At 59.1% G+C, this 26,379-nt stretch carries 30 protein-coding genes and 6 pseudogenes; 15 read left to right on the top strand and 21 right to left on the bottom strand.

Going from position 1 to position 26,379, the window contains the following annotated elements:
- Window positions 1-319 precede the first annotated feature (319 nt).
- Window positions 320-466, top strand: a pseudogene (locus tag NKI59_RS27605) (IS5/IS1182 family transposase); the annotation flags it as partial.
- Window positions 467-1,617: 1,151 nt separating this feature from the next.
- The gene (locus NKI59_RS27600; RefSeq protein WP_352451783.1) at window positions 1,618-1,971 is read left to right on the top strand and encodes a hypothetical protein; all 354 of its coding nucleotides are present in this window, start codon (window positions 1,618-1,620) and stop codon (window positions 1,969-1,971) included.
- Here the strand turns inward: NKI59_RS27600 and NKI59_RS27595 are convergent.
- Window positions 1,965-2,243 (bottom strand): hypothetical protein, encoded by a 279-nt coding sequence (locus tag NKI59_RS27595; protein WP_023722441.1) that lies wholly within the window; start codon window positions 2,241-2,243, stop codon window positions 1,965-1,967. The genes NKI59_RS27600 and NKI59_RS27595 overlap by 7 nt on opposite strands.
- Window positions 2,244-2,556: 313 nt before the next feature.
- Between NKI59_RS27595 and NKI59_RS27590 the strand changes: the two genes are divergently transcribed.
- Window positions 2,557-2,838, top strand: a complete 282-nt coding sequence (locus NKI59_RS27590; protein WP_023722439.1) for a hypothetical protein — start codon at window positions 2,557-2,559, stop codon at window positions 2,836-2,838.
- A 179-nt stretch (window positions 2,839-3,017) separates the two neighbouring features.
- The gene (locus tag NKI59_RS27585) at window positions 3,018-3,206 is read left to right on the top strand and encodes a hypothetical protein (protein WP_023722438.1); all 189 of its coding nucleotides are present in this window, start codon (window positions 3,018-3,020) and stop codon (window positions 3,204-3,206) included.
- 7 nt (window positions 3,207-3,213) lie between these two features.
- Here NKI59_RS27585 and NKI59_RS27580 read toward each other — a convergent pair whose 3' ends face one another.
- Together NKI59_RS27580 and NKI59_RS27575 are read right to left on the bottom strand one after the other, a co-directional pair.
- Window positions 3,214-4,569 carry an SGNH/GDSL hydrolase family protein gene (locus NKI59_RS27580; RefSeq protein ID WP_352707953.1) on the bottom strand — a complete coding sequence of 452 codons (1,356 nt, stop codon included), beginning with the start codon at window positions 4,567-4,569 and terminating at the stop codon, window positions 3,214-3,216.
- Window positions 4,530-4,883 carry a hypothetical protein gene (locus NKI59_RS27575; RefSeq protein ID WP_352707952.1) on the bottom strand — a complete coding sequence of 118 codons (354 nt, stop codon included), beginning with the start codon at window positions 4,881-4,883 and terminating at the stop codon, window positions 4,530-4,532. Before NKI59_RS27575 ends, NKI59_RS27580 begins: the two co-directional genes overlap by 40 nt.
- Before the next feature lie 242 nt (window positions 4,884-5,125).
- On the opposite strand from NKI59_RS27575, the gene NKI59_RS27570 reads away from it, so the two are divergent.
- A complete protein-coding gene (locus NKI59_RS27570) occupies window positions 5,126-5,416 on the top strand; it encodes a hypothetical protein (RefSeq protein ID WP_352707951.1) in 291 nt (96 codons plus the stop codon).
- An 852-nt stretch (window positions 5,417-6,268) separates the two neighbouring features.
- Here NKI59_RS27570 and NKI59_RS27565 read toward each other — a convergent pair.
- The 7 genes from NKI59_RS27565 to NKI59_RS27535 all read right to left on the bottom strand — a co-directional run bounded on the left by NKI59_RS27565 (window position 6,269) and on the right by NKI59_RS27535 (window position 9,097).
- Entirely contained in the window at window positions 6,269-6,544 is a 276-nt protein-coding gene (locus NKI59_RS27565; protein WP_156948355.1) for a hypothetical protein, read from the bottom strand.
- Complete coding sequence (locus NKI59_RS27560) at window positions 6,438-6,656, bottom strand: HK97 family phage prohead protease (protein ID WP_352496746.1); 219 nt, start codon at window positions 6,654-6,656, stop codon at window positions 6,438-6,440. The genes NKI59_RS27565 and NKI59_RS27560 overlap by 107 nt, the downstream gene beginning before the upstream one ends.
- 326 nt (window positions 6,657-6,982) lie before the next feature.
- The gene (locus NKI59_RS27555; RefSeq protein WP_352694561.1) at window positions 6,983-7,210 is read right to left on the bottom strand and encodes a hypothetical protein; all 228 of its coding nucleotides are present in this window, start codon (window positions 7,208-7,210) and stop codon (window positions 6,983-6,985) included.
- 31 nt (window positions 7,211-7,241) lie between these two features.
- Window positions 7,242-7,448 (bottom strand): helix-turn-helix transcriptional regulator, encoded by a 207-nt coding sequence (locus NKI59_RS27550; RefSeq protein ID WP_352517670.1) that lies wholly within the window; start codon window positions 7,446-7,448, stop codon window positions 7,242-7,244.
- 294 nt (window positions 7,449-7,742) lie between these two features.
- Window positions 7,743-8,204 (bottom strand): tyrosine-type recombinase/integrase, encoded by a 462-nt coding sequence (locus NKI59_RS27545; protein ID WP_352595194.1) that lies wholly within the window; start codon window positions 8,202-8,204, stop codon window positions 7,743-7,745.
- A complete protein-coding gene (locus NKI59_RS35200; protein ID WP_502898111.1) occupies window positions 8,095-8,421 on the bottom strand; it encodes a phage integrase central domain-containing protein in 327 nt (108 codons plus the stop codon). Before NKI59_RS35200 ends, NKI59_RS27545 begins: the two co-directional genes overlap by 110 nt.
- A 409-nt stretch (window positions 8,422-8,830) precedes the next feature.
- Window positions 8,831-9,097, bottom strand: a complete 267-nt coding sequence (locus NKI59_RS27535; RefSeq protein WP_031195313.1) for a DNA -binding domain-containing protein — start codon at window positions 9,095-9,097, stop codon at window positions 8,831-8,833.
- 650 nt (window positions 9,098-9,747) lie between these two features.
- Between NKI59_RS27535 and NKI59_RS27530 the strand changes: the two genes are divergently transcribed.
- Window positions 9,748-10,218 (top strand): Ros/MucR family transcriptional regulator, encoded by a 471-nt coding sequence (locus tag NKI59_RS27530; protein ID WP_352625479.1) that lies wholly within the window; start codon window positions 9,748-9,750, stop codon window positions 10,216-10,218.
- Window positions 10,219-10,450: 232 nt separating this feature from the next.
- On the opposite strand, the pseudogene NKI59_RS27525 reads toward NKI59_RS27530, so the two are convergent.
- Window positions 10,451-10,662, bottom strand: a pseudogene (locus NKI59_RS27525) (cold-shock protein).
- A 308-nt stretch (window positions 10,663-10,970) separates the two neighbouring features.
- Here NKI59_RS27525 and NKI59_RS27520 point away from each other — a divergent pair.
- Both NKI59_RS27520 and NKI59_RS27515 read left to right on the top strand, forming a co-directional pair.
- Window positions 10,971-11,138, top strand: coding sequence for a hypothetical protein (locus NKI59_RS27520; protein ID WP_352707950.1), 168 nt, complete (start codon window positions 10,971-10,973; stop codon window positions 11,136-11,138).
- Window positions 11,139-11,823: 685 nt separating this feature from the next.
- A complete protein-coding gene (locus NKI59_RS27515) occupies window positions 11,824-12,243 on the top strand; it encodes a hypothetical protein (protein ID WP_352707949.1) in 420 nt (139 codons plus the stop codon).
- 69 nt (window positions 12,244-12,312) lie between these two features.
- Here the strand turns inward: NKI59_RS27515 and NKI59_RS27510 are convergent, their stop codons facing one another.
- From NKI59_RS27510 to tyrS, 4 genes are all read right to left on the bottom strand, one after another.
- Entirely contained in the window at window positions 12,313-12,855 is a 543-nt protein-coding gene (locus NKI59_RS27510; RefSeq protein WP_352707948.1) for a DUF309 domain-containing protein, read from the bottom strand.
- Window positions 12,856-13,294: 439 nt separating this feature from the next.
- The gene (locus NKI59_RS27505) at window positions 13,295-13,681 is read right to left on the bottom strand and encodes a hypothetical protein (RefSeq protein WP_502901109.1); all 387 of its coding nucleotides are present in this window, start codon (window positions 13,679-13,681) and stop codon (window positions 13,295-13,297) included.
- Window positions 13,682-15,428: 1,747 nt separating this feature from the next.
- A complete protein-coding gene (locus NKI59_RS27500; protein ID WP_352451797.1) occupies window positions 15,429-15,707 on the bottom strand; it encodes a hypothetical protein in 279 nt (92 codons plus the stop codon).
- Window positions 15,708-16,030: 323 nt separating this feature from the next.
- Window positions 16,031-17,290: a tyrosine--tRNA ligase gene (tyrS, locus tag NKI59_RS27495; protein ID WP_352707947.1), complete on the bottom strand. Its 1,260-nt coding sequence runs from the start codon at window positions 17,288-17,290 to the stop codon at window positions 16,031-16,033.
- A 468-nt stretch (window positions 17,291-17,758) separates the two neighbouring features.
- Here tyrS and NKI59_RS27490 point away from each other — a divergent pair.
- Window positions 17,759-17,933: pseudogene (locus tag NKI59_RS27490) on the top strand (IS6 family transposase); the annotation flags it as partial.
- An 84-nt stretch (window positions 17,934-18,017) separates the two neighbouring features.
- A pseudogene (locus NKI59_RS27485) lies at window positions 18,018-19,936 on the top strand (potassium transporter Kup).
- A 199-nt stretch (window positions 19,937-20,135) separates the two neighbouring features.
- Here NKI59_RS27485 and NKI59_RS27480 read toward each other — a convergent pair.
- Window positions 20,136-20,513: a flagellar export protein FliJ gene (locus NKI59_RS27480; RefSeq protein WP_352451800.1), complete on the bottom strand. Its 378-nt coding sequence runs from the start codon at window positions 20,511-20,513 to the stop codon at window positions 20,136-20,138.
- Window positions 20,514-20,810: 297 nt separating this feature from the next.
- Here NKI59_RS27480 and NKI59_RS27475 point away from each other — a divergent pair.
- Window positions 20,811-21,438, top strand: a pseudogene (locus NKI59_RS27475) (IS6 family transposase); the annotation flags it as partial.
- A gap of 3 nt (window positions 21,439-21,441) precedes the next feature.
- A pseudogene (locus tag NKI59_RS27470) lies at window positions 21,442-21,837 on the top strand (transposase); the annotation flags it as partial.
- Window positions 21,838-22,287: 450 nt separating this feature from the next.
- Here the strand turns inward: NKI59_RS27470 and NKI59_RS27465 are convergent.
- Window positions 22,288-22,542: a DUF982 domain-containing protein gene (locus tag NKI59_RS27465; RefSeq protein ID WP_352592120.1), complete on the bottom strand. Its 255-nt coding sequence runs from the start codon at window positions 22,540-22,542 to the stop codon at window positions 22,288-22,290.
- Between the two features lie 89 nt (window positions 22,543-22,631).
- On the opposite strand from NKI59_RS27465, the gene tnpA reads away from it, so the two are divergent.
- The 3 genes from tnpA to tnpC are packed head-to-tail and all read left to right on the top strand — an operon-like array spanning window position 22,632 to window position 25,069.
- Window positions 22,632-23,099: an IS66-like element accessory protein TnpA gene (tnpA, locus tag NKI59_RS27460; RefSeq protein WP_352707946.1), complete on the top strand. Its 468-nt coding sequence runs from the start codon at window positions 22,632-22,634 to the stop codon at window positions 23,097-23,099.
- Window positions 23,080-23,433, top strand: a complete 354-nt coding sequence (gene tnpB, locus NKI59_RS27455) for an IS66 family insertion sequence element accessory protein TnpB (protein ID WP_352707945.1) — start codon at window positions 23,080-23,082, stop codon at window positions 23,431-23,433. The genes tnpA and tnpB overlap by 20 nt, the downstream gene beginning before the upstream one ends.
- A 55-nt stretch (window positions 23,434-23,488) precedes the next feature.
- A complete protein-coding gene (gene tnpC / locus NKI59_RS27450) occupies window positions 23,489-25,069 on the top strand; it encodes an IS66 family transposase (RefSeq protein ID WP_352707944.1) in 1,581 nt (526 codons plus the stop codon).
- A 62-nt stretch (window positions 25,070-25,131) separates the two neighbouring features.
- Here the strand turns inward: tnpC and NKI59_RS27445 are convergent, their stop codons facing one another.
- The 4 genes from NKI59_RS27445 to NKI59_RS27430 form a co-directional block, all read right to left on the bottom strand.
- On the bottom strand, window positions 25,132-25,380 hold the full coding sequence (locus NKI59_RS27445) for a DUF982 domain-containing protein (protein WP_352707943.1): 249 nt from the start codon (window positions 25,378-25,380) through the stop codon (window positions 25,132-25,134).
- A 179-nt stretch (window positions 25,381-25,559) separates the two neighbouring features.
- On the bottom strand, window positions 25,560-25,712 hold the full coding sequence (locus NKI59_RS27440) for a hypothetical protein (RefSeq protein ID WP_352610245.1): 153 nt from the start codon (window positions 25,710-25,712) through the stop codon (window positions 25,560-25,562).
- 47 nt (window positions 25,713-25,759) lie between these two features.
- Window positions 25,760-26,131, bottom strand: a complete 372-nt coding sequence (locus NKI59_RS27435) for a DUF982 domain-containing protein (protein ID WP_352692977.1) — start codon at window positions 26,129-26,131, stop codon at window positions 25,760-25,762.
- Window positions 26,128-26,361: a hypothetical protein gene (locus NKI59_RS27430; RefSeq protein ID WP_352610252.1), complete on the bottom strand. Its 234-nt coding sequence runs from the start codon at window positions 26,359-26,361 to the stop codon at window positions 26,128-26,130. The genes NKI59_RS27435 and NKI59_RS27430 overlap by 4 nt, the downstream gene beginning before the upstream one ends.
- Window positions 26,362-26,379 lie beyond the last annotated feature (18 nt).

Genomic DNA, 26,379 nt, shown 5'->3' with positions numbered 1-26,379 from the left:
CCCTGATGCCTGTCAATCGGGCACATCCTGCGCGGCACTGATTGAGCACCGGCCTCCTGTTCAGATGCGGCTGGACGAGCTGTCTTCCAGTGGTAAGGAGAGAACTTCCTAGGATCTTGAACACACATCGAGGGCATTCGAGGACTTGGTGTCAGGCCCCCTGGTGCCGGTCTCCCGCGAGTTCGACGTAAGCAAGTTTCGGGATGTTGGCTCGTCTGTCCTTCGCGGCATATGGACCGGCGCGCGGCTCGCCTCTTCTCGGAACGGGTGTCACGGCACCGGTTTGGTCGAAGGTTGGTGGCGCGAAGCGAAAGAAGCTGGCCGCAACTACCTCGCCCGCCAGCAGGGCGACGCCGTCCTGGCCCCCGCCGGCTACAACTTCTCGCTCCTGCTCCGGTGGCGGAAGGCTCTTTTGGGGCTACTCATCGCCGCCCTCAAAAGTCAGCCGAAGGAGCTCGAAGCCTGACGGCCGATTACGGACATCTGCTGTTCGAGCAGGCAATCCCGAGCGACAACGGTGTCGTTGACGAACTGCGGCCTCATTTCGAGTCCGCCCATCTCGACGCACGGGAAGTGTATCATCGTACATCAGGATCGACTTCCATCCTGCGCCAACGGGCCCAGACTCCGGTATCATGCAGAGGTGGAAAGCTCATCTTCGGTCTGGCTCGCGATCCGGCTCGCGTTCGTGAGATTTCTCTGCGCCACCGGTCGCCGGGCTGAAGCGTCAGGATATCGGCGAAGACGCGGCATGCTTGAGCGTCCAGCTTGGGCGCGAGCCAAAGAGTAAATTCGGATCGCAGCAATGTTACGATCGCAAGCGGTGACACTCGGTCCGTAGGCCCAACTTTGATCAATCGCGGCCGGGCGCCAATCTTTCACCGCAGGTCCCCGAGCGCGCGCATGCAGTGCCTCCCAGCATTTGTCGGCCGGCGAGCAACGAATTTGCCCTGCAGTGGATGACATTTAGCTGGCCAATCTGCTTGCGGTGATCGATGCGGGGGCAGCATTGTTGGGGTTTGCACGAAACCCGCGTCGCACTGAGCCGGCATCAGCCGCCCCGATCTCGCCAAGCAACAAGGACAGGCCGCACCTAACCCAAGGCCACCGAAGCGGCACGGACGTTCAGTCGATGTTTACCATTCGCTATTATCTTTCGCGAAGCGGCAAGGTTCTGAGTACCGCGCAAGTCAAAGGGCCTGCTCCAGACAATGGGGCGGGCCTTTTTGCGTCACTTTGGAGAACGGACTCCAACGAATTGCCGGTTACCTGAAAAATAGGCCCCAGGCTGTGAAACGTCGAACGTGGCCGGGTTGTTGGTGCATCCGCAATCGGTTGGAAGGCAGGCCCCATTCTCGCGATGCTCTGCCAGCGTCAGGGCTGGGCCAGCGGTAGGTTAGGGCGTCACGACCCGCAACATGGCGGCGTCATAGACGAATGAAACACGATTTCGTCCATGTTGTTTCGCTTCAAAAAGGCACCGTCCGGCAGTGCGAAGGACGTCCTGAGCATCTGCATTGGGAGAAATTTCCGCGCCTCCAATGCTGACAGTCACTTTCACCGATGAGAGCGCGTTTAATTAAGTTGGGGTCAATTCGTGGCAGCAGGGTTCGTGCTATGAAGAAGGGACCGGTTCCCAACCGCGGCGAGGCACTTGCCTTCATCAGTGCCAGTCTCAAAGAACTGGAGGCACTGCGCGGCGGGTCTCGTGTATTGTCGCGTCGACTGACCAGTGCGCTTGATGCGCATGGTGGATGCGGTGGCTTCACCTGGGTGACCGCGAGCCCCATCGATGTTTCCTGGTCCAGGGAACCAAAACCTTTAACCGGTGCGAAGAAAAGGCATGACGTCGGCGCGAAAAAACAGCCGGACGGTCACTCCCTCCGCCAGATGCCCTTGATTTCATTGAACCTTTTGTCGGTATCTTCTTGCGGCCCCAATTTCGGCCCTAACGGACAGACTCGTCAGTGAGTCGTGGGGCTCGGGAACAGGAACTTGTACCCTTCCTTGAGAATCCACCGGGCGCGGGCGAGATGAGTTTCCCAGGCTCGGTGCGCCCGCTTCGGTTCCTTCTCGGGATCGATATGCAGCACAGTCCTGGCAACCACGCGCCAATCCTCGTCGTCATAGGCGGCGTCCAGCAGCCACATATACATGGCGACGCGTTTATTGTCGTATGGGGTGAGGTAGGGCTCGCTTGGCGCTTCGTCTGCGACCTCGGGATCCGGAAGCGGGCTGACCACTACGCCGCCTTCTTCGGGTCGCCGATGACGCGCGCCGGCAGATACGCTGGAGCCGGAGGCGGCAGCAAAAAATTGTTGTCAGCTGCAGTGCTCATGCGCGCAATATACATTGCGAATAGTGCCCATTCAACGCTGCGATCAAGATGGACGCGGCACGAGTCTTGCATGGCGCTCAACACGGCGAAGACCAAAGAAAACCGCGTGCGCTCCCTCGGCCATATCAATCGATTTTATCCGACGTGTCACATCCGCGTGATCTAGCGACACCTAATTAAAGCGGCTAAGGGGGACCGTGGTTTGGGGAAAAATTCTTATGAACAGCCAAAAAGACGCAGAGCGTATCCGGGCCGAAATGTCGATCGCACAGGCGATTTACGACGCCATTTGCGAGATGAACGGATCTTCGTACAGGCAAGACAAAGTACCTTTGCGGTGGGATACTTCGTCAGGCACACCGTTGAGCCTGATGAGTATTGACGGCTTTTTCGAATTGCGGGAACTGGCCCGGCGGATAGCGTCGAAGATCGACACGCCTGCGCTCATCAGTCTCAAAAGCCACACCGCGCAGCCGTCGAAAAAGATTGACTTCCACTAGGGTAGATTTGCCATCGCCGTGAAAAGGTTGCTCGAGATCACGTCGAGGATGGCATCCACCTGGCCCGTGGCGCGGTTGTCGCGCTGGTCGACGCCATCCGCGCCTGCGAGGTCGGTGACGCTTGCGCCGGCCCAAGCACGCGCGCATTCTGCCCCGAACCAAAAACTGGGGAGGGCCGAATGTTCGAAATCGGAAGAGATTACCGCATCACCATGATTGTAGCCGTTCCGGGCGACTGGAGCGACGAAACTGGCGTCTGGACGGTCGCGGAAGTTGATGGGACGCTAGTGAAACTCACCAATCCCTACACCCCGGACACGATCATTAACACGGCGTCATGGCATTTCGTCCGCGCCGAGATTGTCTAGGCGCAACTTAGAAGTTGTCGAACAGCCCCGCCGCCATCATGCCGCCGATCAGGTCCTGTCCAAGATTGTTGGGGTGAGTTCCGTCTCCAGGACCCATCCAATGAACGTAGTTGAACTGGTTGATGATGAAGCGGCGGTACAGATCGACCACTGGCACCCTGTTTAGGGCGCAGACCTCAAGCATGGCGTTGGCGTAGTCGATCAGCTGGCTTCCGGCTCCTCCCGCAGTGCCGTCCAGCGTCCGCCATATCGGCGTCGTGAAGATGAGCTTCAGGTTCGGCCGGGCGGTCATGATCGTCTGGATGCCGTAGTTGATGGCTCCCTTGAAGGTCGCCCCGGTTATGTCCGCATTGGTGCCGATGGGGCACGTCGGGCCGGCGCCGGTGAAGTCGTTGGTGCCGAACGAGGGGATCAGGTAATCCAGCAGGCTGTAATCCACCGATGCCATGCGCGCTGCAATCGCTGGAAAGGTGCCTCCGATGACCGTTGCTGCGGCTATCTGTTGGGAAAAATCACCGGAGGCAATGGCATCGGCCAGCCGGTAAAACGAGAACTTGTCATAGTTCGCAGCATGGTTGGCCATGCGGGTACCGCCGCCGCCGCAGTTGGTGATCGTCATGCCGGTGCGCTGGGCAATCTTGGCGGTCGGCGTGATGCCCGGCCAGATGACACTTTCGATGATGCTATCGCCGAAGTGCGCACCGATCTTGCCGGCGAACTGCGAGGCCGGCACGGAGGCAACGTCCTTGGCCAGTTTGTCAAACCGGCCATGGTTATCGATCAGCCGGCCCGGTGCCTTCTGGATGGCCCAGCCGGGAAGGTAGGCATCCGCGGCCAAGGCCCCTGTCGGAAGGATGCGGAGCTGGTGATTAAGGCCGTAGGTAACGTCGTTCTGGGTGACCACGATGGGCAGCGAAATATACGTCAGGCCATTGACCGTTTTGGTTATCTGAACGGTCTGGGTCACCCCGGACGACACCGGAATGTAGTGGATGAACTGGATGGACTGGGCACTCCCCGCCATGAAGGCGAAGATACACCAGACAGTTTCTCCCACCGTCAACCCTGCTTCGGCTACGGGCGTCTTGATGTCGTGCAGCGTGGCCGGCCGGCAGCTTGATGGCCTGGTGCCGAAGGGCGAGCCTGCCGGCGCGTTGACCAGAACAGGAGGAAACCCGCCAGCCGATGCTCCGATCAGGGGGTTGCCAGCATAGTCGTTGGTGACGCCGCTGGCCGCAATGCGGAAGAACGGGTCGATGTTAAGCTTCGGGTGCGCATCCTCCGCCACCATGGCCGCAGATTGGAGAGCCCCGCCGATGTAGGTCAGGCGTGACTTGGCCTTCTGGACAGCCCAGCCGAGCACGAACAGGCATTCGCACCGACGCCGGCAGCGATGTTGAGCCGAACCAGCAGGCTCGTGCCAAACGTGACATCGTTCTGGGTCGGCGTGACGGTCAGCCCAACGCTCATGTAGCCCAGCCCGCCCGCCACTGCCGGGTTGACCGTGTTGCTCTCGTTGTGCGCCACCCCGGATGACACCGTGATGCTGCCGATGATCTGAAGGCTTTGTGCGGCGATCAGATCAACGATGATTTCAACGGGTTCACCAACCCGCAGGCCGAGGTCGGCAGCGGACACTTTGAGGTCCAAAAGCGTCGCCCCGACCGACAGAGACAAGGCGCCACGCCTGTCGTTCAATTTTGGCGAGGTGATATTCGGAAACGGCTTCGTGTCGGCGAGGGTGCGGCATCCCGCAGAATAGGAATATATTCCGCATGCCGTCAAGCACATAGACTTCGTCCTGCCCTCAGCGCCTGCTCGCCGCGGGCATTTTGGGGGAAGCATGAATCAAGTTATGTGCGTTTGTAGCCATCAGCGTTTTGTCGGGCTGCGCTACTCGCCCAGCCGACATCAAGCCCATGCTGGTTTCGTCCAGCGTATACGCGGGCAAGTCCTGCAGCCAGTTGGAAGCCGAACTTTACCGAACGAGTTCCGACCTCGCGCCGATAATGGCCGTACAAGACAGAACCGCCCGCCGTGACGTGGACGGCGTGTTTTGGCTTGGCTTGCCGGTTGGCAGCATGATGCGACAACACGACATCAAGGTACGTGAAGCCAAGACCGGCGAGCTGAAGGGCAACATGAACGCGATCAACGCAGCCCGACGAAAGGGCGGCTGTGTTGCAGTCTGTAAGCCGTTCCAACGTTAAAAATTGTCGGGTTGCTCCCCGCCCTCGCGACTGCGGAGTGGTCGTTTCATCGATTGACTCGCGTAATGCACCGGCAGTTAATCTCCCCGCCAGGGCAAAAGAGGGGCTATGAAACTGGGAGCAAACGATGACTGTCCAAAAAGAAGACTATCGAACCAACAGAGCCGACTACGCCATAGCTGCGATGCATAGCCGAGCGACCGCTGAGGGCGATCGTGACGATTTGTTGACGAGGAAAAAGTCCCTGTGGGTAACAGATCGGCGATCTGCAAAATTGGCTGCAAACCCGTCCGAAAGCTCGCCAGAACCCAAGGCAAAAGCGCGCGGTAAGTGAATCGTGCCAGCCACTTTCTTACCGCCGCGTACTTCGTTCGCATGGTTCGATTATATTAGATTTATCTAAAATACCAACCAGCCAGTCGAGCATTCCCGAACGCTCGCTGGTCAGGCCCAGCGGCCGCCCCCTAACCCAAGCTGCTGGGCCGCCCGCTAAGGAAGTGCGTTGTATCACTGATACGGTCGTCGGTGACCGCCTCCGTACCGCGGCCGTGATCGCAACCACGTCACCGATGCCAAGGCCCCGCATCGGTACCACTCAAACGAATGGCAATTTTCTGTCTGGATGCGTTTAGTATCCATTCTCCGGAGACCCGCGCATGGGCTCGCGTGGGAGACAAGTGACTCCCCTTTAAAGGCATCGAGATGCTACGAGCGCTGAAAAGTCAGTTCCTTAGACCTAAGGATCGGGCGATTTGCCAGCGGGCTGTCGACCAGATAACCGCCGACGCTAAATGGTACAGCACTTCGATAGACGGTCAGATTCTGGCCTCGACCACGCTGAATCTCTTTCAATCAGGGGTCGTAAACGAAACGAATTTGCTGGCACATGTTCGCGCGCGGCGCCACGACTTCACTAAACTGACAGGCTAGCTCCACCCGGGCGGAAACAGCGCGTTTCAGCAAATCGTGAATTGACCTGCATCCATGGAAGCCGGTTGGCGGCACGGCAGTTGGCTGAAGATCAAGAGCTACATGGTGGAAGAATATGACTTGCTCGGCGGGTGGACCGGCCGCTGCGATATTTGCTGTCGCGGCGGCCAACACACCCAAGTGGCCGGCTGCTGTCATGCGACCACAGAGCCGCCACGTCAGGATTGTGGAGCAATGACTTGTCGAAAGATCCGCGCGCAAACTGTTCAACGAAGAGACCCGCGATAGTCGCGGGTTGGCTCCATTGGATGGCGTAGCCCGATACTCAGCCATTCGTCAGCCTCTGCAGGCGCTTCTCCGCTTTGTCTAGCGCAATGCGGCGCGCGATGACCTTTGCGCTGTCACCACGCTTGGTGTGCTGTTTATCGCCCGGCAGTCTCACCAGACGTTGACCAGGGCGCCCCTTATCCGTGGCGGTTTCGTATTCTCGCCGTTCCATACTCACACTCCCTTGCGTTGCCGCAGCCTGGCGGCTCCGGTCGGGCATCAAGGATTTTCAAGGGGAGCGGTCCAGTCTTGGAGTGCCGCCGTTGGTCGGCGGTGTTTTTTGAAGAAACGCGCGGCCCGTCAGTGTGCTCACTCTCGAGCGATGCGCATTGCTGTCATTTCAATTAATTCGCCAAGGAAGCGGATGCTGATTAAGCCCTGCGCTTCTCGATCTTTGTCTGTTCGGTCGATGGGCCACTCCTCTTGCAGTAGGTGCAAGCCGGTTGCGAACTTTTCCCTATTGAAGTCCGGAACATCCTCTATCAAGCGGATCAGAAGATGCTGCAGGAACGCCTTCTCGGTAGCCTTCCAAAGCATAAACATTTCGCAACAGTTTCGGCATTGTGGCTCATGCTGCCGCGCTCGCGGCGATACGCTTATCAATCCACTCTTCGACCTCGGCACGCATATATGCACTACGTCGTTCGGATAGCGAAACGGGCTTCGGGAACCCCCCGGCTTCGGCCATCAAAATCAATAGTGTACGAGAAAGAGACGTGGCTGACGCCGCGTCTTTTGGTGCGATCAGGCGCGGTCGGTTGTCGTTTGCTGTCATCGGAATCCCCATTGCAACCCGGCGCAAAAAGAGCGTGCGGAAAATCCAACGTGCGAAGGGGCACGTTCAAATCTGAATCTTTAGAGAGGGATTCGGGTCGCCGTTAACTTAGGCGAGGTAAGCCAAGGTGAAGAACAATATGCGTTTTCGCTTGTAATGCCAATATGGTCAACGGGCTTTATTTTACAATACTGTGCCAGTCTACCATCAAGCCGCGTCTTTTTTGCGACGCGGTGCCACGTCTGTATGCGGCTTCGGTCTTGTCCTTGAGCACATGAGCCAAGGCCGCCGCGGCTACATCGCGCGGGTAATCGGTCTATCGCCAGCCCAATCACGGAACGATGAGCGCAGACCATGCAAGGTCGCATCGCCCGCACCAGCGGCCCTAAGCGCCTTCGTCATCGCTGTGTCGCTGATTGGCCTTCCGTCGCGTCCACCTTCGAACACCAGATCGCTGGTCGACTGCTGCTGTGTAGCGCGGAGGATTGTCACGGCGCGCTCGGAAAGCGGAACCTCATGGTCGCGCGCAGCCTTCATCTTTGCGGCGGGTACCGTCCACAAGGCCGCATCAAGGTCGATCTCCGGCCACACTGCGCCGCGAACCTCACTGGAACGCGCTGCGGTCAATGCGGCGAACTCCACAGCCCTAGCTGACACGCCAGCGGCGGCTCGTAGGCGCTTGATGATGGCAGGCAGTTCCTTGTAGCCGACTGCTGCGTGATGGCCGCGCGTGAGCTTCTGTCGAGCCGGAAGCATATCCTTCAGGCCTCTCCGCCAGTCGGCAGGGTTGTCGCCGACATAAAAGCCGCCTCGCCTTCGCGTGATCCATTACTGCTGCAATGCACATGCGGAGGCGGTCAGCAGTCTCTGGTATCTTCTCCCAGATCGGCTTCAGCGTCTCGACCACGTCGTCGCGCGCGATCTCGGCGATCGGCCTCTTGTGCAGCGGCTTGGCATATTCACGCAACGTCATCGACCACTGCGCCTTGTGCTTCCCATTGCGGAAAGACTTCTCCTTCACCGCTATCTTCATCGGAAAGCGAGCCGGGAAAGTGTCTCGCTTGACGATTCGAAAGACCCGCTGTTTATAGCTTTTTCATCGGCTTCTTTCGTTATCGTTGGCGTCGGAATTGTCCTGCCTGCATGGTTGGCTTTTCATGTTGGCGGTTCGGGTTTGGTTGGCCTCGTGTTGCTGTCGTCCAGCGTGGCGGGTCTGGTGCTCGCACCGGTCGCCGGCCATCTGGTCGATCGTCATGATGGAGCAAAGAACTGAGGTCTTTCAATTTGAACCTAATTCCCGCAGCCCCGACCGTGAGACCGCTCTTTTCGCGGACGCCGTAACCACATCTGAACAGGCGGAGCGTGTCGCCGCCTGTTCGCCCTCATCCGGCGAACAATTCCTTGTAACCGGTCGTCACCATCCAGTTCGCCCGATCGAGATGGCTTCGCACGGTTTTCCGGGCCCGCTCCGGCTCTTGCACCGGATCGATGCCGAGGATGACCTGCGCCATCTCCTCATAGCTTGCCTCGTCGGCACCTGCATCCAGGAGCCTCAGGTAGGTCGTGAAGTGCTGGCGGTCGTAGCTGGTCAGGCTGTCAGACCAGGGCACTTCTTCTTTAAGGCCTGGTTTAACGTCTGGATATTTCATCATGATATCGGGCTCCGGAAGTAAGTGATCGAAGAGCGATTGTTTCTTTCGACAGCCTAACCAAGCGGATGGGAAACATCGTAGCTAACACAACACCGCGATCATGACCCGCAAGCGCCCGCTCGAGGCGATATGCGCATCTTCTGAGCGGTTCGACCCAGGTTAGCGAGAATTGCAAAAAGCTCAAGACCGTGCGGCTGCACATCGGGTTTCGCGCGGATTGGTGGCCATCAAGGTCGTTTGTGACCACAGGATTAACAGGCAAAGCTTGTGCTTGAATTACCGCAATGCTCAGCATCGGTTCAACCACCGTATTCGAGTTCGCAGCGCCTGCCGAGGGCGCGCTGGCCGGGGCGCAGGTCAAATCGAAAGTCAAGAACCGAAGCCTAGCTACCGCATCCGTGAGGGCTTCGTGAGCTGCGGAAGGACGACCTTGGGGCTTCATGGGGGGCGCAAAACATCTTTGGCGCTTCGTTTTGCCCGGCCGACAGCGCGCAGATCAACACGCGCACGACGGCGGATGCAGCGCTATGGTCCTCGGTGCCGACGAGCATCGCGATAGTCCTGCCGGGCTGTATTTGCTTTCAGCGACAACCGCCACTATTAAGCAACACTTCGCCGACTGTGTTTCAGGCTGCCCGGAGAATTTCATGACAGAAGAAGCCGCAAAAAACATTGACACCCTCATCGAGCTCACGGCCGATGTCGTCTCAGCCTATGTCTCCAACAATCCGGTCCCGGTGGGGGATCTCCCTGCCCTGATCGGCCAAGTGCACGCGGCGTTGAAAGGCACGGCTGCAGGCGTCACCGCACAAAAGCCGGTTGCGCTTACGCCTGCTGTCCCAATCAGGAAGTCGGTGACACCGGACTACATCATCTCCCTTGAAGACGGCAAGAAGTTCAAATCGCTAAAGCGCCATCTGTCGACCCACCATGGCCTGACGCCAGATGAATATCGCGCCAAATGGGGCCTGTCGGCAGATTATCCCATGGTCGCGCCGAATTACGCTGCCGCGCGCTCGGCATTGGCCAAGACGATGGGACTCGGCCGCAAACCGAAAGAGCCGGAAACGCCGGCGCCGGCACCGGCGAAGCGGACCCGCAAGAAGGTCGCAGCTTAGAATTTCGGCAATCGAGGTCGTGCTGGAGCGCGCAGCTACCGTCGGCATCTGCGCAGAATACGAGAAGGCGGGGACAGCCCGCCTTCAACTGCAAACATCCTTGTTTCACAAGAAGCGCCTCCGCCAGCAATGTGCTGCGCCGAACCCTATTCTCGCCCGCTCTTGTCCAGCGGCCGTCAGTACATCCGGACTTGCCGCGTACTTCCGGCTCTTGCCGGGGGCAGGAGAAAAATCAGCCAGCTTTGCTGAGGCTGCCAGCGGAGGACTTGCCAGTGCGGCGGTCCTGCTCGATCTCATAGTTGATCTTCTGGCCGTCACTGAGGGTCGAGAAGCCCGCGCGTTCGACAGCGGAAATGTGGACGAAAACATCCTGACCGCCATGTCGGGCTGGATAAATCCAAATCCCTTGGTGCTGTTGAACCACTTCACGGTTCCAGTTGCCATATGCGTATTCCTTGTAAAGTTTGCAACACGTTCTGGTTCGGCGATCATGCCGGGCCGTTCATAGTATAACCCAGCAAACGCGAAAGACCGGAAGGCCCGGAGCGACACGCCGTGGTAAGCGCATCGTGCAGCCAGTGGACTGGCCGCGACCAAGCGGCAGTCGCAAAGGCAGACGAAACTAACGCATCACGTGGTGAACCTTGCAATGAGGAGTCGGGGGCCGGCACCTCGTACGATCGCCATCGTCAAGAGGAGTCGAAGCGTTAATCACTCCGGCCAGCGCGGATGCGATCGATCGGGCGTGCGTTTTGCTGGATCAGTTCAAAGGTGAGTCAGGAACAACCGCCCAAGCGATCGACGACTTCCTGCTTGATTTGATGACCCTGGTGGTTGTTGTAGAAAACACCCGCAAGAGGCTCTACAATCCGGCGAGGCAGTTGGCGCGCGTGAGATTGACCAGGATCAGGCCGTTCTAGGCTGATTAGAGCGCCCACTCTCGCGAAGAAGGGGGCCGATCTGATCATCGACAAAATCGAGCGCAGCAAAGCTGACCCGTCCTGTGGGTGATCGCTGCTGCGATTCCTCATGCACCACCCAGCGTCTGGATCAACGACAACGAGGGCTGCGGAACAAGCCTGGTCAGCGCCACCTCTTGCGACTTCGCAACCCACACTAAGGGTTGATCGGTGGAGGAAAGCCGATGCATGTGCAGCAAGTGCAGCTTTGGGATTGCCGAGCGCTTGCGAGTGCAATCTGTGCCCGGCCACCCAGACATCCGGCATGCGGACCATCAGCAGCATAATCAGTCGCAGGTGGCCGATTGCAAAAATGCGTTGGACGGGTCCGATTTACTCGGGAACATGCGAGCATGGAAAAGTGGCGGCCATCTTCATTGCATCTTGAACATTTTGCGGCTTCGCGATGGGCCTACTAAAGGCGACTGCGTGGGCGATATTGTCGTTATGGCGGTCATGCTGACGGCAAGACAACAGATCGGGAGCCTGGGCCTAAACACCTAGGCTCCGGCGGTGAGCCGCTTCAGTCGTGGCATGGACGATTTCACGGTCTTCGAAAACCGTTGGAAAATGCGTGGGCGGGTGGACGAAAGCGTGCGATCGGCCTAGACGACATTCGCACGCTCCCAAATCCGCCGAGAGCACTATGAAGCAGCAGCGACCTTTTGTCGTCGAGATCAAACAGAAGCGTGGGCTCATGAAGCGGCCACAGTCAATCTGGGGCGGCATCGACCTGGCCGCCATCGCGAACGATATCGCGGAAGCGAAGATTGAAGGTGCGATCGCTGAAGTGCCGATTTTTCCTTGTGAAGATATCCGTTCTCGGCCCATGGCCGCCGTTGGTGAAGCGGTACCCGACGCCAAGGAGGTGATCATGCCCGACGGATCGCTTCCTAAGCAGCCGACGGTTGAGAAAGCGCCGGTTCCGAAGGCATCGAACCCACCGACTGAAGACAGACGGACCCGCCAGAAAAAGCGGCGGCAGAAAGATGTTGCTTTGCCGAGAGGTGAACGATGGAAGCGGCGCCTGCCATGGGTGCTCCGCCAGCGCCGGGCTGTGCCGTAGGTCAACCGCACCAGGATTGAAGCTGCCCTTGTCGAACTGTCCATGACGGGCCGGCAGTGCACTTGCCTATCAGACGCCCTCGGATTTAGGGGCGAGAATGAAATCGAAAACGGGCTCAGGCTGGCCAGGCATCGGCTCTCGCAAAACAGCCGGGAAAGTTGTGGCCGTTTCGGCGTGTACCGCGAGCTTGGCAGGTGTCATTCCGAGTGCGGCCTCAAAGGGCCGGCTCGGCAGAGGCGCCACCCGACGAAAAAGCGCTGCAGCTCTCGCCGCATGGCGCGCGGCAGCGACCCGCTTTCCCTCGCGGATTTTCACCCCGGCCGCCGCCAACAGGATCAATCCCTTGAACAAAAGGCGATGCTGAGTGCTTTGTTTCGCAGCGTGCCAAAGAGGCTCCCAAGCCTCATGGGCTTCCCAGTAATAACCGTGATTGAACAGGTCGATACCCCATCGGAACCCGTTTGAGCTGAGTGATTCCTCGACGGTAACAACGGTCACCGGGTCGCTTTGGTAACTGTGACCCAGCGGGTCGCGAACCGGATGCGGATGTTTGCCAGGCAGGTATGCGTAGCCCGGGAAATTCTTTTCGGGTAGCAAGCGACGACGTGACATCGACCCCAGCAATCATGAAAGCACGTCGATGACAATTCATGTCCTATGGAATCTGATGGGACACCGCCTGCATTGGCTGCTGGGTCCTTCCATCCCTGAGATTTCAGCCTCCGCCGTACACGCACGACGCCGGACGTCTTCGGTGGCAGAGGCCGATAGCGCTTGACCGTCTTGAAGCCCGACTACTCGCGCACCTAAGACTGACGCTGCTTCTGCGAGCAGCAGCCCGGTCGCAAGGCCGAAGGCGATGCCAGGGTAGTTCGGATCGATCTCCGCCCGGAGCCAGTCGCGCCGGCGTTCAACGTGAGCAGTTTGATGACGGGAACGAAGCTGGGTCTCACTGCGGAGCGGCTGCTGCTGGCGGGGATTCGCGCGCTGGTGCCTCATCGCCGCCGCGCCATCTGCTTAGCCCGCAAGGTAGGAAGCGGCGCTCAGCCGGCTAGAACCGGGCGAAGTGACCAGAGCTCCGAAGTTTGGCTAGCAGGATGATGGCCGTTCCGCGGTGGTCAACCCTCGCTTGCTCACGCAGCGGAGACGCATCCCAGGCAGCCAATTCTGCCACCAAAAGGGCGGTGTCCCCGTTTACCGATGCGCATCTAAGTTGTCCGTTCTTGTCCATCACGGTTATTGCTGTGCCGGTCACGCCATATCCAATCGCGGCCATCCGCTGCACGCAGATATCGCCGTCGACACGAACATCGAAAAGAACCGATCCTGCGGTTTTCTCCGCAGCGTCAGCCACACGATCACAGAACGGCCGATGCAGGCCTTCGATATTGCCGAGCGACTGCTCAAACAACGCCAATTCAACATGCTGCGCCACCATGGCTGCAAAATGCGCGCCGGCTGGCACAATCGACAATAGGCCAGGGCTGACTATCCACGCACCAATCGCCCTCCCGATGCCTACATCGCAACTGCGCTCTTGGCGGGCGCTACTTCGCTTGTCCGCGGCATGCCCAAGCCGTTGGAGCGCTCCTCAAACAGACTGCGCATAACATCACAGCCCAAGATGGCCAATAGGACGAACGACCTTGTAATATCGCTTCATTCGTCCTCCCGAGCGCCGCGCTTCTTTTCCACAAGCGTTTCGGCTTGCCGGAAATTAGGAATCCGCATGGCTTTTCGGTTGGGTGTTGGCAGGAAGACTTATGCGCGGGCGAGGATGGATCAAGGCGTTGCGTCAGGACGACGCTCGGCAAGTGCGTGCGCATTGCGGAACTGGAGCGCGATCTCATGGCGACCAAATGAGGAGTCTCGGAATTATTCTTGGACGATTTCGCGAGTCACATTCTTCCTGCCAGTCGAACCGGCAGATTGCGAATTCAGTGGCGAGTATATGTCCGCGATTTAGCGGAACGACTGTCCCGTTTTTGCGAAATGCGCACTCACTCAGCGGAGACGCATTCCACGCAGCCAATTCCGCCACCAAAAGGGCGGTGTCCCCGTTTACCGACGCGCATCTAAGTTCTCCGTTGTTCCCCAACACGATTATTGCTGTGCCTGTTACCTCAATCGACCGTTCTGCGATCGTGTGGCTGACGCTGCGGAAAAAACCGCAGGGTCGGTTCTGTTCGATGTTCGCGTCGACGGCGATAGCTGCGTTCAGCGGATGGCTGCGATTGGATATGGCGTTTAAATCCTAACGGGATTCAATAATCCCTGTGGGACGGCACGTCCTGTGTCCTGCAGCGCGTTGTTGAGCGCATGGCCCATATAGCGGATTGATGATGGTGAAGGCCTCGGGCTCTCCTCGGCTCCGGCACCGGCACGGAACGTGTCGGCCGGCACCGCAAAGGGCGTTCGGCCGGCCGGAGAGAGGTCGAGGCAGCAAGCATTCCCAGTGGGGAAGTCAGGCTGTTTGGCTGTCGCATCCACGAAAGGTCGCGCCACAGAAACTTGATTGCCAGTCAAATTTTGTTTTCTCGACGCTTCACGAATTAGCATTGGATGCTTCGCTGTTGGGCGTGAAGGAAGATAGGCTGGGGATGGCGCGGCCCGAGCGAACCCACAAAGCCTTCACACGATGCAGATAAGGCACGGGACCTCGTCGAAAGTGTCGACAGGCTGGCTGGCGTTGCTCATGACTGAGCGGAAATAGAGCACGGCAAGACGGTGGAGACCATCGCGCTCGACAGCAAGAACAATTCTCCAGAGGCGATCATCATTATCGATCCGGCGGTCGGGAGGCCTGGTCGGCTTAGCGGGGCTACGACGATGCGACATCCAACAGATATGCGGCATGACTCGGTCAAGGTCGGTGCTGGAATTGCCGCCCGAAAATGGAGTCTTGGCCCAGGAATCGAGCCGCCATCGCGGACGTTGCACCGAAGCAGAGCCGGCACTGTCTCAAGTCCGGATGGCGAAGTGCGCAGCCGATGAAAGCTGCGGCGGTTGGGGACGCGTACAAGCCGTATATGATGACGACATTCGGGGCGCCACGGAGGCGTTCCGCGTTCCTATCGCTCGAACCATGGCCATCGACGAATACGACAGGCCATCAGGTCCGCCGCGCCTTAGCGATAGATGAGTCGCAGCTTCGCCGTGCATAGCGTGATCGCGGAAGTTTGCATTTACGCGCTCCCGTCCGTTTCATTCTCCTCATCGATTTCGCGCACGGGCAGATAGGCGTTCGTTTCCAACCATTCCCGCAGCACGATCTGAATGAGGTCCGCCCGGCCGATTTCCATTTCGGCAGCAATGGCGTTGAGAGCGTCCTCGGTGGCCGGTTCCAGCGGCACGCCGGCGACGTTTCTGAGCATCAATGCCGCGCGCCGCAAGATGATCTGCAGATCCGCGCGCGAAACGTGTGTCGCTTGGCAGTTAATTAGTAAGCGCGAATTTCCCCGCACCTTTTACTGTTGAGTGCTCTGATGCATGAGGCGTCACCAAAATAGGTGGACACCTTGTGTGCGGTCGCCGTCAATGCCGATCACATCAAAGGAAACGGCCCGCCCATTGCCGCATGGAAGCGTGACAATGCTGCTCGACCTCCTACATGTTAATGCATCACGCAATATAGTAGCCAATCACCCACCCGGCCAGTTTGCTGCCTTGGCCCGGCTCTAACTACCCCCTGAGGAATGTCTCTCGACATTCCTCAGGGAACTCGACGCGAATGTCTGCAATATCCGCTAAGCGGGCAGAATTTCTGCGACAGCATCTTGCTGAAACCCTACTTTACAACAGTGTGGCGCTTCCGGCCGAGCGAAAGCCGGATCGGGAGGTCTTGGGACGATATCATTGTATCAACCTCGACGACGTTGCCGTTGATCCGCACACCTCGTCCCGAGATCGCCCTTCGCGCTTCCCCTTTGGAGGAGGTCAATCCGGCGCGTACCAGCAAATCCACAAGGGCTACTCCGGCCAAGCCCTCGGCGTCATTTAGATGAAGCGTCGGTAGCCCCTCTGCGGCTTCGCCCTGCCCAAATGCTTGGCTAGCCGTGGCCTCCGCCTGTTTGGCGGCGTTAGTTCCATGTGCCAGGGCCGTAGCTTCGTTGGCGAGACGTTCTTTGACGGCGTTTAGCTCGGTTCCTTCAGCCTGTCCAAATCGCTCGATCTCGTCCATCGGCAGATCGGTGAAAAGCTTCAGGAACCGAACGACATCAGCGTCTTCCGTGTTACGCCAGAATTGCCAGTAATCGTATGGCGAAAGGCGATCCTCGTTGAGCCACACAGCTCCGGCAGCCGTCTTACCCATCTTGACACCTGAAGAAGTCGTCAGAAGCGGCGTAGTCACTCCGAAGACTTCCTTTCCATCCGTCCGCCGTATCAAGTCGATGCCATTGATGATGTTCCCCCACTGGTCGGCTCCACCCATCTGCAAACGGCAACCGGTCCGGCGGGATAGCTCAAGGAAGTCGAACGCTTGGAGGATCATGTAGTTGAATTCTAAGAAGTTCAGATTCTCCTGCTTTTCCAGCCGCGACTTCACACTGTCGAAAGAGAGCATCCGATTGACGGAGAAATGCCTGCCGACGTCTCTCAGCATGTCGATCCAACGAATGCTGTCCAGCCAGTCGGCATTGTTCACCATCACGGCATCCGTCGGGCCGTCTCCGAAGACAAGGAGACGGTCAAAGACCTTTCTGATCCCTTCAATGTTGGCGGCGATCCGCTCGTCCGTCAGCATCGGCCGCGCCTCCGAACGGAAGCTGGGATCGCCGATGCGGGTGGTCCCACCCCCAATGAGAACGATGGGTTTATGGCCAGTCTGCTGAAGATGACGAAGCGCCATGATCAGAAGAAGATGGCCGACATGAAGACTGTCAGCCGTCGCATCAAAACCAGCGTAAGCGGGTACGACGCCTGCTTCAAAGGCGGCATCGACACCCGGCAGGTCGGTCCCTTGATTTACATAGCCGCGCTCAATGAGCGTCTTCAAAGCCGCCGAACATGGTTCGGAATGACCGGTTGATAAATCGGGAAGTGCCATAGGGAATCCTCCTGGTATTGCCGCCAGGGGGTCCTCTCATGAACAAAGCCGCCTGACGGCGGCTTGTTTCAAGGCATGATCGAAACGCGCCGCTCCTTATGGAAGCGTCGCATAATAGATTGCAGCGATGAGCGCGGACTTGATCATGTGCCGATGCATAAAGGACTTTATCCGCACCTGCAAGCAATCTGAAATGGCTACTTCGGGGAGCTGCCGAGCCTCTGTCGCGACGATTTGCAACTGACTTTTGCACCGTCGCAGAGCTCAACTTTTGCGACAGCATTTCCTGCTTCCCGCTTTCCTTCTGATGTCGAGCCCAGACGCGCTTCACCTGCGCTTCGCTGCAGCAGCCGGTCAGCTTTGCCGTCCTGCCGATACTGTTGCCGCCAGACCGGAAGACAATAATGCGTTCGTGTGTCACCAGTCAGCTTGGTCCGGCATATTTCCCGGTTCCGTCGCAAACTCCAGCTGAGGTCGGGCAGGTTGAGCGTCACGCGCCATCGTTTCCTGCCGCAGATCATCGCCCATGCGGTCTGGCTCTCCTTCAGGTTCCCCTTGAGCCTGTGTTTGGTCGAGGAAATGGCGCTGGAGGGGGATCGTGGTTTCGTATGAGACAATCCGCCGGTGGGGCAACAAATGCGGTCCGCATACGGAGCCACTACGTGACGGCACTTGATATTGCAGTGCAGCAAGCGTAGAGCACCGCGCGCTTATCGGAGTGTCGTCCATGGCCCTTACCAATGCTGGTAACGAGGCAGAACCCGTCGAACAATCGAGCCATTCTGAGGTCGAGCAGCACAGCACCAAGGTGCTGATGCTGGGCGCACTCGGCGTGGTTTACGGCGATATCGGCACCAGCCCGATCTATGCTTTCCGCGAGGCATTGGTGGCATCGTCGGGGGGCGAAGTCGCCAACCGTGGCGACATCCTCGGCGTGTTGTCGCTGATCATCTGGTCGCTGACCATCATCGTCACCATCAAATATATCATGTTCGTGCTCAGGGCCGACAATCGCGGCGAGGGCGGTGTGCTGTCGCTGATGGCGCTGGCGCGCAACAGTTTCCCGACCCGCTCGGCGGTGATCCTCGGCATCGGCATCGTCGGTGCCTCGCTTTTTTTTGGTGACGCAGTCATCACGCCGGCGATCTCGGTGCTGTCGGCGGTCGAAGGCATGAACGTCGTCACGCCGACCTTCCAGCCTTATGTGGTGCCGCTGACGCTGGTCATCCTGGCGATCTGTTTTCGGCACAGCGGTTTGGAACCGGCGGCGTCGCCCTGATCTTCGGCCCGATCACGGCAGTCTGGTTCCTGGCCATCGGCCTTTCCGGTCTCAACCACATCATCGCCGATCCGGAAATCCTGCTGGCAGTCAGCCCGCATTATATCGTCGCCTTCCTGATCAATTCACCCGACGTCGCCTTCGTGACGATCGGCGCCATCTTCCTCGCCGTCACCGGCGCCGAAGCGCTCTACGCCGACCTCGGCCATTTCGGCCGCAAGCCCATCGTGCTCGCCTGGCTGGCAATCGTGTTCCCTTGCCTGCTGCTGAACTATGCCGGGCAGGGCGCATTCGTGCTGGCGAAAAACGGCGTGGTCGGTCATCCCTTCTTCGAGATGAACGAAGGCTGGACGCTTATTCCGATGGTCGTTCTCGCCACCGCTGCGACCGTCATCGCCAGCCAGGCGGTGATCTCCGGCGCTTTCTCGCTGACCAGGCAAGCGGTGCAGCTCAACATGCTGCCGCGCCTGGAAATCCTACATACGTCGGAAAGACAGTCCGGCCAGATCTACATGCCGCGCGTCAACATGCTGCTGGCGTTGGTGGTGATGCTGCTGGTGGTCGGCTTTGGCGAATCCAGCAAGCTTGCCTCAGCCTACGGCATTTCGGTGACCGGCAACATGCTGGTGACGACGGTGCTGCTGTACGTGATCATGAGCCGCATCTGGAAATGGCAGCTCTGGCTGGCCATCTCCCTGACAGTGGTATTCGCGTTCATCGACATTGGTTTCTTTGCCTCGAACATCGTCAAAGTGTTCGAAGGTGGCTGGGCTTCGCTGGCGGTAGCCTTCACCATCGTGCTGGCGATGTGGACATGGATACGCGGCACCCGCTATTTGTTCGACAAGACGCGCCGGAACGAGATCCCGCTGGATTTCCTTGCCGGCAATCTGCTGAAGAAGAAGCCGCATCTGGTGTCGGGCACCGCGGTGTTCCTGACCAGCGATCCGCTGAGCGCGCCGACCGCGCTGATGCACAGCCTCAAGCACTACAAGGTGCTGCACGAGCAGAACGTCATCCTTTCGGTGGTGACGGCACCGCAGCCGGTCGTGCCCGACAGCGAGCGCGTCAAGATGGAGACCGTCAACGAGCTGTTCATGCGGGTGACGCTGACCTTCGGCTATATGGAGCAGCCCAACATCCCGCGTGCGCTGGCGATCTGCCGCAAACAGGGCTGGAAGTTCGACATCATGACGACGTCCTTCTTCCTGTCGCGGCGCTCACTCAAGGCGTCGCCCAATTCCGGCATGCCGGTCTGGCAGGACAAGCTGTTCATCGGGCTGGCGCGCACGGCGGCCGATGCGACCGAGTATTTCCAGATCCCGACCGGACGCGTCGTCGAGATCGGAACGCAAGTGACGATTTAAGGCATGCCGCGGTTGAGAAGAATCGGTGCTGTCACATTGATTGAGCGGTAAGGAAATTGAGTAGCAGCGCGCCCGGCACTGTAAAGTTTCAGCGGCTTGATGCAGCGATAGTTGGCCGGGACGGCTGTCACGCTGCGGCGACACACGCGCCAACGGCCAGTCGGGTGTCGCGAATTGAGGCGCGCTGAAGCCGTCCGGCTCAGCCGATCATGGCGCTTCGGTTGCCGGGTTCGAGGTCGTGGCCTCTGCCGCTGCGCGATTCTAGCATTTGCGCCTTGGAGAGCTCTGCTTCAGCCTCGGCGAGGCATGGCTCGGCTGTGGTTCTCTGCCGCAGAAGGTCCGATTGCGAATTCTTGAGGTTGTCACGACGTAGGCGGGCGGCCTTGGCGAACGTCGGATAAGCGAAATGATTGATATCGGAGATGCCGGCCTTCGTTTCCTCGGCGTTTATCTGGAAGTCCAGTTCTCGCGCCATGCGTTCGAAATCGGCAATCATCATGTCTAGCTGCTGCAACTGTCGCCGCTTCTCATTCACCTGAAATTGCTTCAGTCGGACCAGATTACCTCGTGGCTTCATGACTCGGTACTCCGGTACACATTTCGTCCAATCAAACCGCTCTCTCCCAGCCCCTTAACGTTAGGCCTACAGCGACTCTCACGGTTTCTGCTGCGAGAGGAAACATATTTTCCAAATCCTTGGCCGATGGCTATGAGTTCAATGGCATCGACAAGCATGCGAGCGAGGGACTTAAGGGGCGGTAAAAAAAGGCGGAATAGGGCGATTTCACATTGTCTGCATATGAACGCGTTGAGACCTGCGGCGGGCTTGTCACACAAACCAATCGTCAAGATTTGCGACATAGACGCCGGGGGCATGAATACGCCCGCCGTCAGCTACACGCCCCCCCGATTTCCGCCCCTATTTATCGCCCACGCGGTCTGGCTTTATTTCCGGTTTCCGCTGAGCCTGCGCCTGGTTGAGGAAATGCTGCTGGAACGCGGCATCGTGGTTTCGTATGAGACAATTCGCCGGTGGGGCATCAAGTTCGGGCCGAACTACGCTCGCTGCTTGCGCCGCAAGCCGCCGTGCCGGAATGATGTCTGGTACCTGAACGAAGTGGTCGTCACCATCGCCGGCAAAAAGCTTTGGTTGTGGGGCGCCGTCGACCAGGATGGATATGTGCTGGACGAAATCGTGCAAAACCGCCGCAACACCAAAGCCGCCAAGCGCTTGCTGACGCGGCTGTTGAAGAAGCAGGGGCTCGCGCCGAAGCGCATGATCACCGACAAGCTGCGCTCGTATGGAGCGGCAAAGCGACAGGTGATGCCGGACGTCGAGCACCGGTCGCACAAGGGGTTGAACAACAGAGCGGAGAATTCCCATGTGCCGCCGCGAAAACGGGAGCGGATGATGGAGGGGGTCCGATCGCCGGGAGGCCTGCAACGCTTCGTCTCGACCTTGTCAGCCCTCCGCAACCTCTTCGTCCCGCCCCGCCCCAAACGTTCTTGTCGAGCCGCTTCTGGCGATCGTGGCAACGATGTTGCGCGAGTTCGGGCGACTGACAGAGCAGGTCTTCAATATCGCCCGCAAGGAGCAAGTCTGCCGGCGCCTCATGTCCGTGCCCGGTGTGGGACCCATCACCGCGCTCGCCTTTCGTGCCACGGTCGATCAGCCGGACCGCTTTCGCCGATCGAGGGATGTCGGCGCGCATCTGGGTCTGACCCCGGCACGCTACCAATCTGGCGAGACGGACATTCAGGGCAAGGTGAGCCGATGCGGTGACGAGCTCGCCCGCACGGCCCTCTATGAGGCGGCTCATTCACTGCTTGTGCTCAGCAAGAAATGGTCGAGCCTCAGAGCGTGGGGTATGAACGTCGCCAAGCGGCGCGGTATCACGCGGCTTCCTACTCCAGAACGAGCATGCCCCTCCTCCTTGGCGGCCTCGTCAAAGGCCTACGGACATCCTCGGGTGACACTTGGTCCTCAAAGGCGTCGATGCAGGACAGCACCGCCAGCTTCCACTTAGGTCCCTTCTTGGTCCACTTCATGAGTTCCTCGGCGGCACCCTCGACGTGGCTAACCCGTATCGGATGCCAGGTCTGTCGCTCCTGACATAGACTGGAGGGTTGAACCAATGGAGAGCCATACAGGGAAATTGGAGCGGAACCAGACTGCCGACCAACCCAGGTTGTAAGGAACAACGCAGGCCCTCGCGGGTTTAGAGGTTTAGAGGTGGCAGCGGGTTCTTCTTGGATGTGCAGCCGCTGTGGGGGTCCGTCGCCTTTCTCACGGGCGGCGGGCTCCTTTCGCGAAGGCGGTGTTGGTCAGAGAACCTTTACCGCAGTTCAAGTTAGCTGGTTGTCATTGGGGGAAGTAATGTCCCCTCCTCTTTTGCAGCAGCCAGGAATGCCTTACGAGCCTCCTCAGGTTCCATCTCGTCGAATATCACGGCCATGCAAACGCGCACCGCGAGGTCCCAGCGAGGGCCACGCCTGGTCCACTTCATCAGCTCCTCGCCGGCTGTCTCGGCGTTCTCGACGTTGCGGATTTCCCCTGGACGCTCGGTCTTGACGGGGACCGGAGGGTTGAACCAATGGCGAGCCATGAGAACGCAAGCGCGAATTTCCCCGCACCTTTTGCTGTTGAGTGCTCTGATGCATGCAGGTGTCCACCAAAATAGGTGGACACCAGGTGATGGACGAAGATGAGCAGAAACTGCGGGTGAGGCTTGTCGGTAGGGACGGGCGACGCCGATACGACCCCGCATCGAAGGACCGTCTTGTCTTGGCCTGCCTTGAGCCTGGCGTGTCGGTATCGAGGCTCGCGCTCGAACATGGGGTCAATGCGAACCTTCTTCGGAAGTGGATAAAGAGGCGCGCGGAGACCCTCCCGCCGCCCTCACCATCGGCGTTCATCCCGGTTCAGATTGAAAGCACTTCCGATCGGGCCTTGCTGCGACAGAGCAGCATGGCTGCGGTGGATTTGCCGGGGACTTGCGATGGGGCACGTAGGTCGGCATCGAAAAGGACAGCGCCTTTTTCCTCTCCAGCCAAGGTGAGCGCGTCGCTGCCGAACGGCGTGAAGTTGACGCTGGAATGCGGTGATGTGGATGCGTTGACGGCGACCATCGGAGCACTGGGTCATGTTCAGACTGGGCGCTGACCTGAAAGTCTACCTGCACCGCGAGCCGATCGACTTCCGGGCCGGCATCAACAGCCTTGCGGTTCTGGTCCAGGAGACGATGGCGCTCGATCCGTTTGCTGCGGCGGTTTTTGCGTTCTGCAATCGCCGTCGCGACCGGATGAAGCTCCTGTTCTTCGATCGGTCGGGCTTTGTGCTGGTAATGAAGCGGCTGACCGAGGACAAGTTCCGGTGGCCGCGCCGGGAGGCAGCGGTGGTCACGCTTACGACCGAGCAATTGCACTGGATCCTCGACGGCATCGATATCGATGCGATGGTGCGCCATCCGGTGCGGCAATATCAGGTTGCTGGTTGAGGGCTCTCCGAATTGAGCGGTTGACGCGGCGGCATGCTTTCGATTCAAGAATCTGATGAATCGACCCGGCGAACCGACTGTTGAAGCGTTGATGGCGCGTATTGCTGCGCTGCAGGCGCAGAACCGTCAACTCGCCGAACGCGTCGTCAAACTCGAGGAAGAGCTGGCGCTTGCACGACTGCATCGTTTTGCGCCGCGCAGTGAAAAACACATTGACCGCCTCTTCAATGAAGCCGAACAGGCCGCGGATGAGGACGCCGCCGACAGCGAAGATGGCGACGTCGTTGTCCTGCCGAACACGGGCTTGCCGGCGAGCGAAGGGGCGACGGGAAAGAAGCGCGGCCGCAAGGCCTTGCCGGAAAACCTGCCGCGCGAGCGCGTCGAGTACGACCTTCCCGACGACCAGAAGGCTTGTCCTTGCTGCCGTCATCAGATGCATCGCATGGGCGAGGCCGTTACCGAGCAACTTCATATCGAGGTGAAGGCGAAGGTTCTGCAGAATGTGCGGTTCAAATATGCTTGCCGCCATTGTGAGCGTACCGGCATCAACACGCCGGTCGTGACCGCGCCGATGCCCGCGCAACCCTTGCCGGGCAGCATCGCTACGGCCTCGATGCTGGCCTTCGCGCTCGTTCATAAGTATGTCGACGGCACACCGCTCTACCGCTTGGCGCAGGCTTTCGAGCGCGCGGGCGTTCCTGTCAGCCGTGGCGCTCTGGGTCACTGGGTGATCGGCTCGAGCGAAAAGCATCTCGCCCGCATCTATGACGTGCTGAAGCTGCGGCTCAGATCGCAGCCCCTCATCCATGGCGACGAGACCACGGTCCAGGTGCTGAAGGAAATGGACAGAGAGGCCACCAGCACCTCGTACATGTGGGCATACCGGAGCGGCCACGACAGTGACGAGCCGATCGTGCTGCTCGATTATCAGCCGGGTCGCGGCCAGATACACCCGCAGACCTTCTTGGGCGATTACCGCGGCATCGTGATGAGTGACGGTTATTCCGCCTGGCGCACGCTGGAAGGGGCAACGCATCTTGGCTGCATGGCCCATTCCAGGCGGCGCTTCGTCGATGCCCTAAAGGCGAGGAAGAAAGGCGGCGGCCCGCCGGAACAGGCGCTCCGGTTCTTTGAACAGCTCTATCGGGTTGAAAGGCAGGCGCGGAACGAAATCCCCGATGACGGCGAAACGCGAGATCACTGCATTCGCCACTTCCGCCAGCAACATAGTGTCCCGATCCTCCAGGCTCTCAAGGCATGGCTCGACGACATCGCCCCAAAAGTCTTGCCGGACAGCAAGCTCGGCGACGCCGTCTCCTACACCCTGAACCAATGGGGATATCTGACGCGTTACACCGAGGACGGCAGCATGCCGATCGACAATAATCTTCTGGAGCGTGACATCAGAATCTTTGCCACTGGCCGGAAAAGTTGGCTGTTCAGCGATACCGTCGACGGAGCCAGGGCCAGCGCCGTCATCTACAGCCTGATGTTGACCTGCCGCGCCTGTGGCGTCGAGCCGTTAGCCTGGCTGCGCCACGTCCTCACCGAGTTGCCTCAACGCGCTGTCGATACTGATATCGACGACCTGCTGCCCTTCAACTTCGCCAAAACCGCTGCGGACGCGTCCGTCTGAAAGCGATCAGCTGTTGCAAGGGCCGTCGACGTGCGGGGAAATGAGCGCTTACATGAGAACTCCTAATCAGGAAAGATCATGCCCTCCTCCTTGGCAGCCTCCTCGAACGTGTCACGGGCCTGTTGGGGTTGGGGGGACACCTTGCCGCTCATGACATCCACGCAGGCGCGCTCCGCCTCTAGCCACTTAGGGCCACGCTTGGTCCATAAGACGAGTTCCTCGGCCGCAGCCTCAACGTGGTGGACCCCGTAGCGGAAGCCGTCATGCTCCGTCTTGACGTACACCGGAGGTGAGAACCAAAGGATTGCCATAGGCGGAATCTAGAGAAGGACTTCTCTGCGGCCAGCTCCGGTCGGGAGTATTGGTTCTGACGTAGACTGGGCGGGGGCAACCAGTGGAGAGCCATGCGGCTATTCCCGAAGATCGAACGCGACGAACAGGCCAAAGGCTGGGGCAACATCAACAACAAGAGCGACCAGCTCGCAGTCACTTACCACCAGATGTGGCCGTCACGGCGCACCGCCGCGATAGTGTCTTTGACGGAGATGATGATAATTTGGCCGCGCCGGGCTTGTAAAATCAGCTGTTCAACAAGCTCATGGGCCGTCACTTTGCGGGGTCGGCAGTTCGTCAGAACGTTCATCCGAAGGCCTCCCACCTCAGCGAGAACCCAAGCGGCTACCTTATGGGTCACTTCTCCAAGAAATCAATGTTCGAATCGTACTGAATAAACCACGGAATCTTTGGGAGAAATCTTCCCCTCGTCCTATGCGGGGAAAGATACATCTTGGCTTCTGCGGCAGCCTCAAAGGCCCTTCGTACCACCTGAGGGTCAATCGGATCGCCCTCCAGGTCTGACAGACAGAGGGTCACCGCCTTGTGCCAGCGAGGTCCTCTGCGGGTCCACCTCTTGAGCTGCTCAAGGGCTGCTCTCGCATTGTCGCAGCCATGCCTGTCGCCGGTTTCAGTCTTCACGAACACCAGAGGGACGAACCAATGGGTTGCCATGGGGGTAAGTAGGGCGGCACGAACCCGCCGACCATCCGAATCATGGTCGGTCATGCTCGGTCCCTGCTCGGCAGGGAGCGGGCAACAAACCGAAGGTGTTCATAGAGAACGGCCTCGTCGAACTCGCCGTCCGAGAAGAGTGCCATTGCGCTCACGCTCAGGCGCTCCGCCTGCTCGCTTCCTACCGGAATGCCTTGCTCGACGCATACACGATCAAAGACCTGCTTCAACAGAATCAGATCGCCAGGATAGGCAGTACCACTAGTTGAGCTGCTGCTGGTCATAGGCTGTCACCATTGGGG

It is taken from the genome of Mesorhizobium sp. M0598 (assembly GCF_040320865.1).
Taxonomy (GTDB): domain Bacteria; phylum Pseudomonadota; class Alphaproteobacteria; order Rhizobiales; family Rhizobiaceae; genus Mesorhizobium.
Note: the sequence above shows the minus strand (reverse complement) of the source record. Positions and strands in the feature narration are given on the sequence as shown.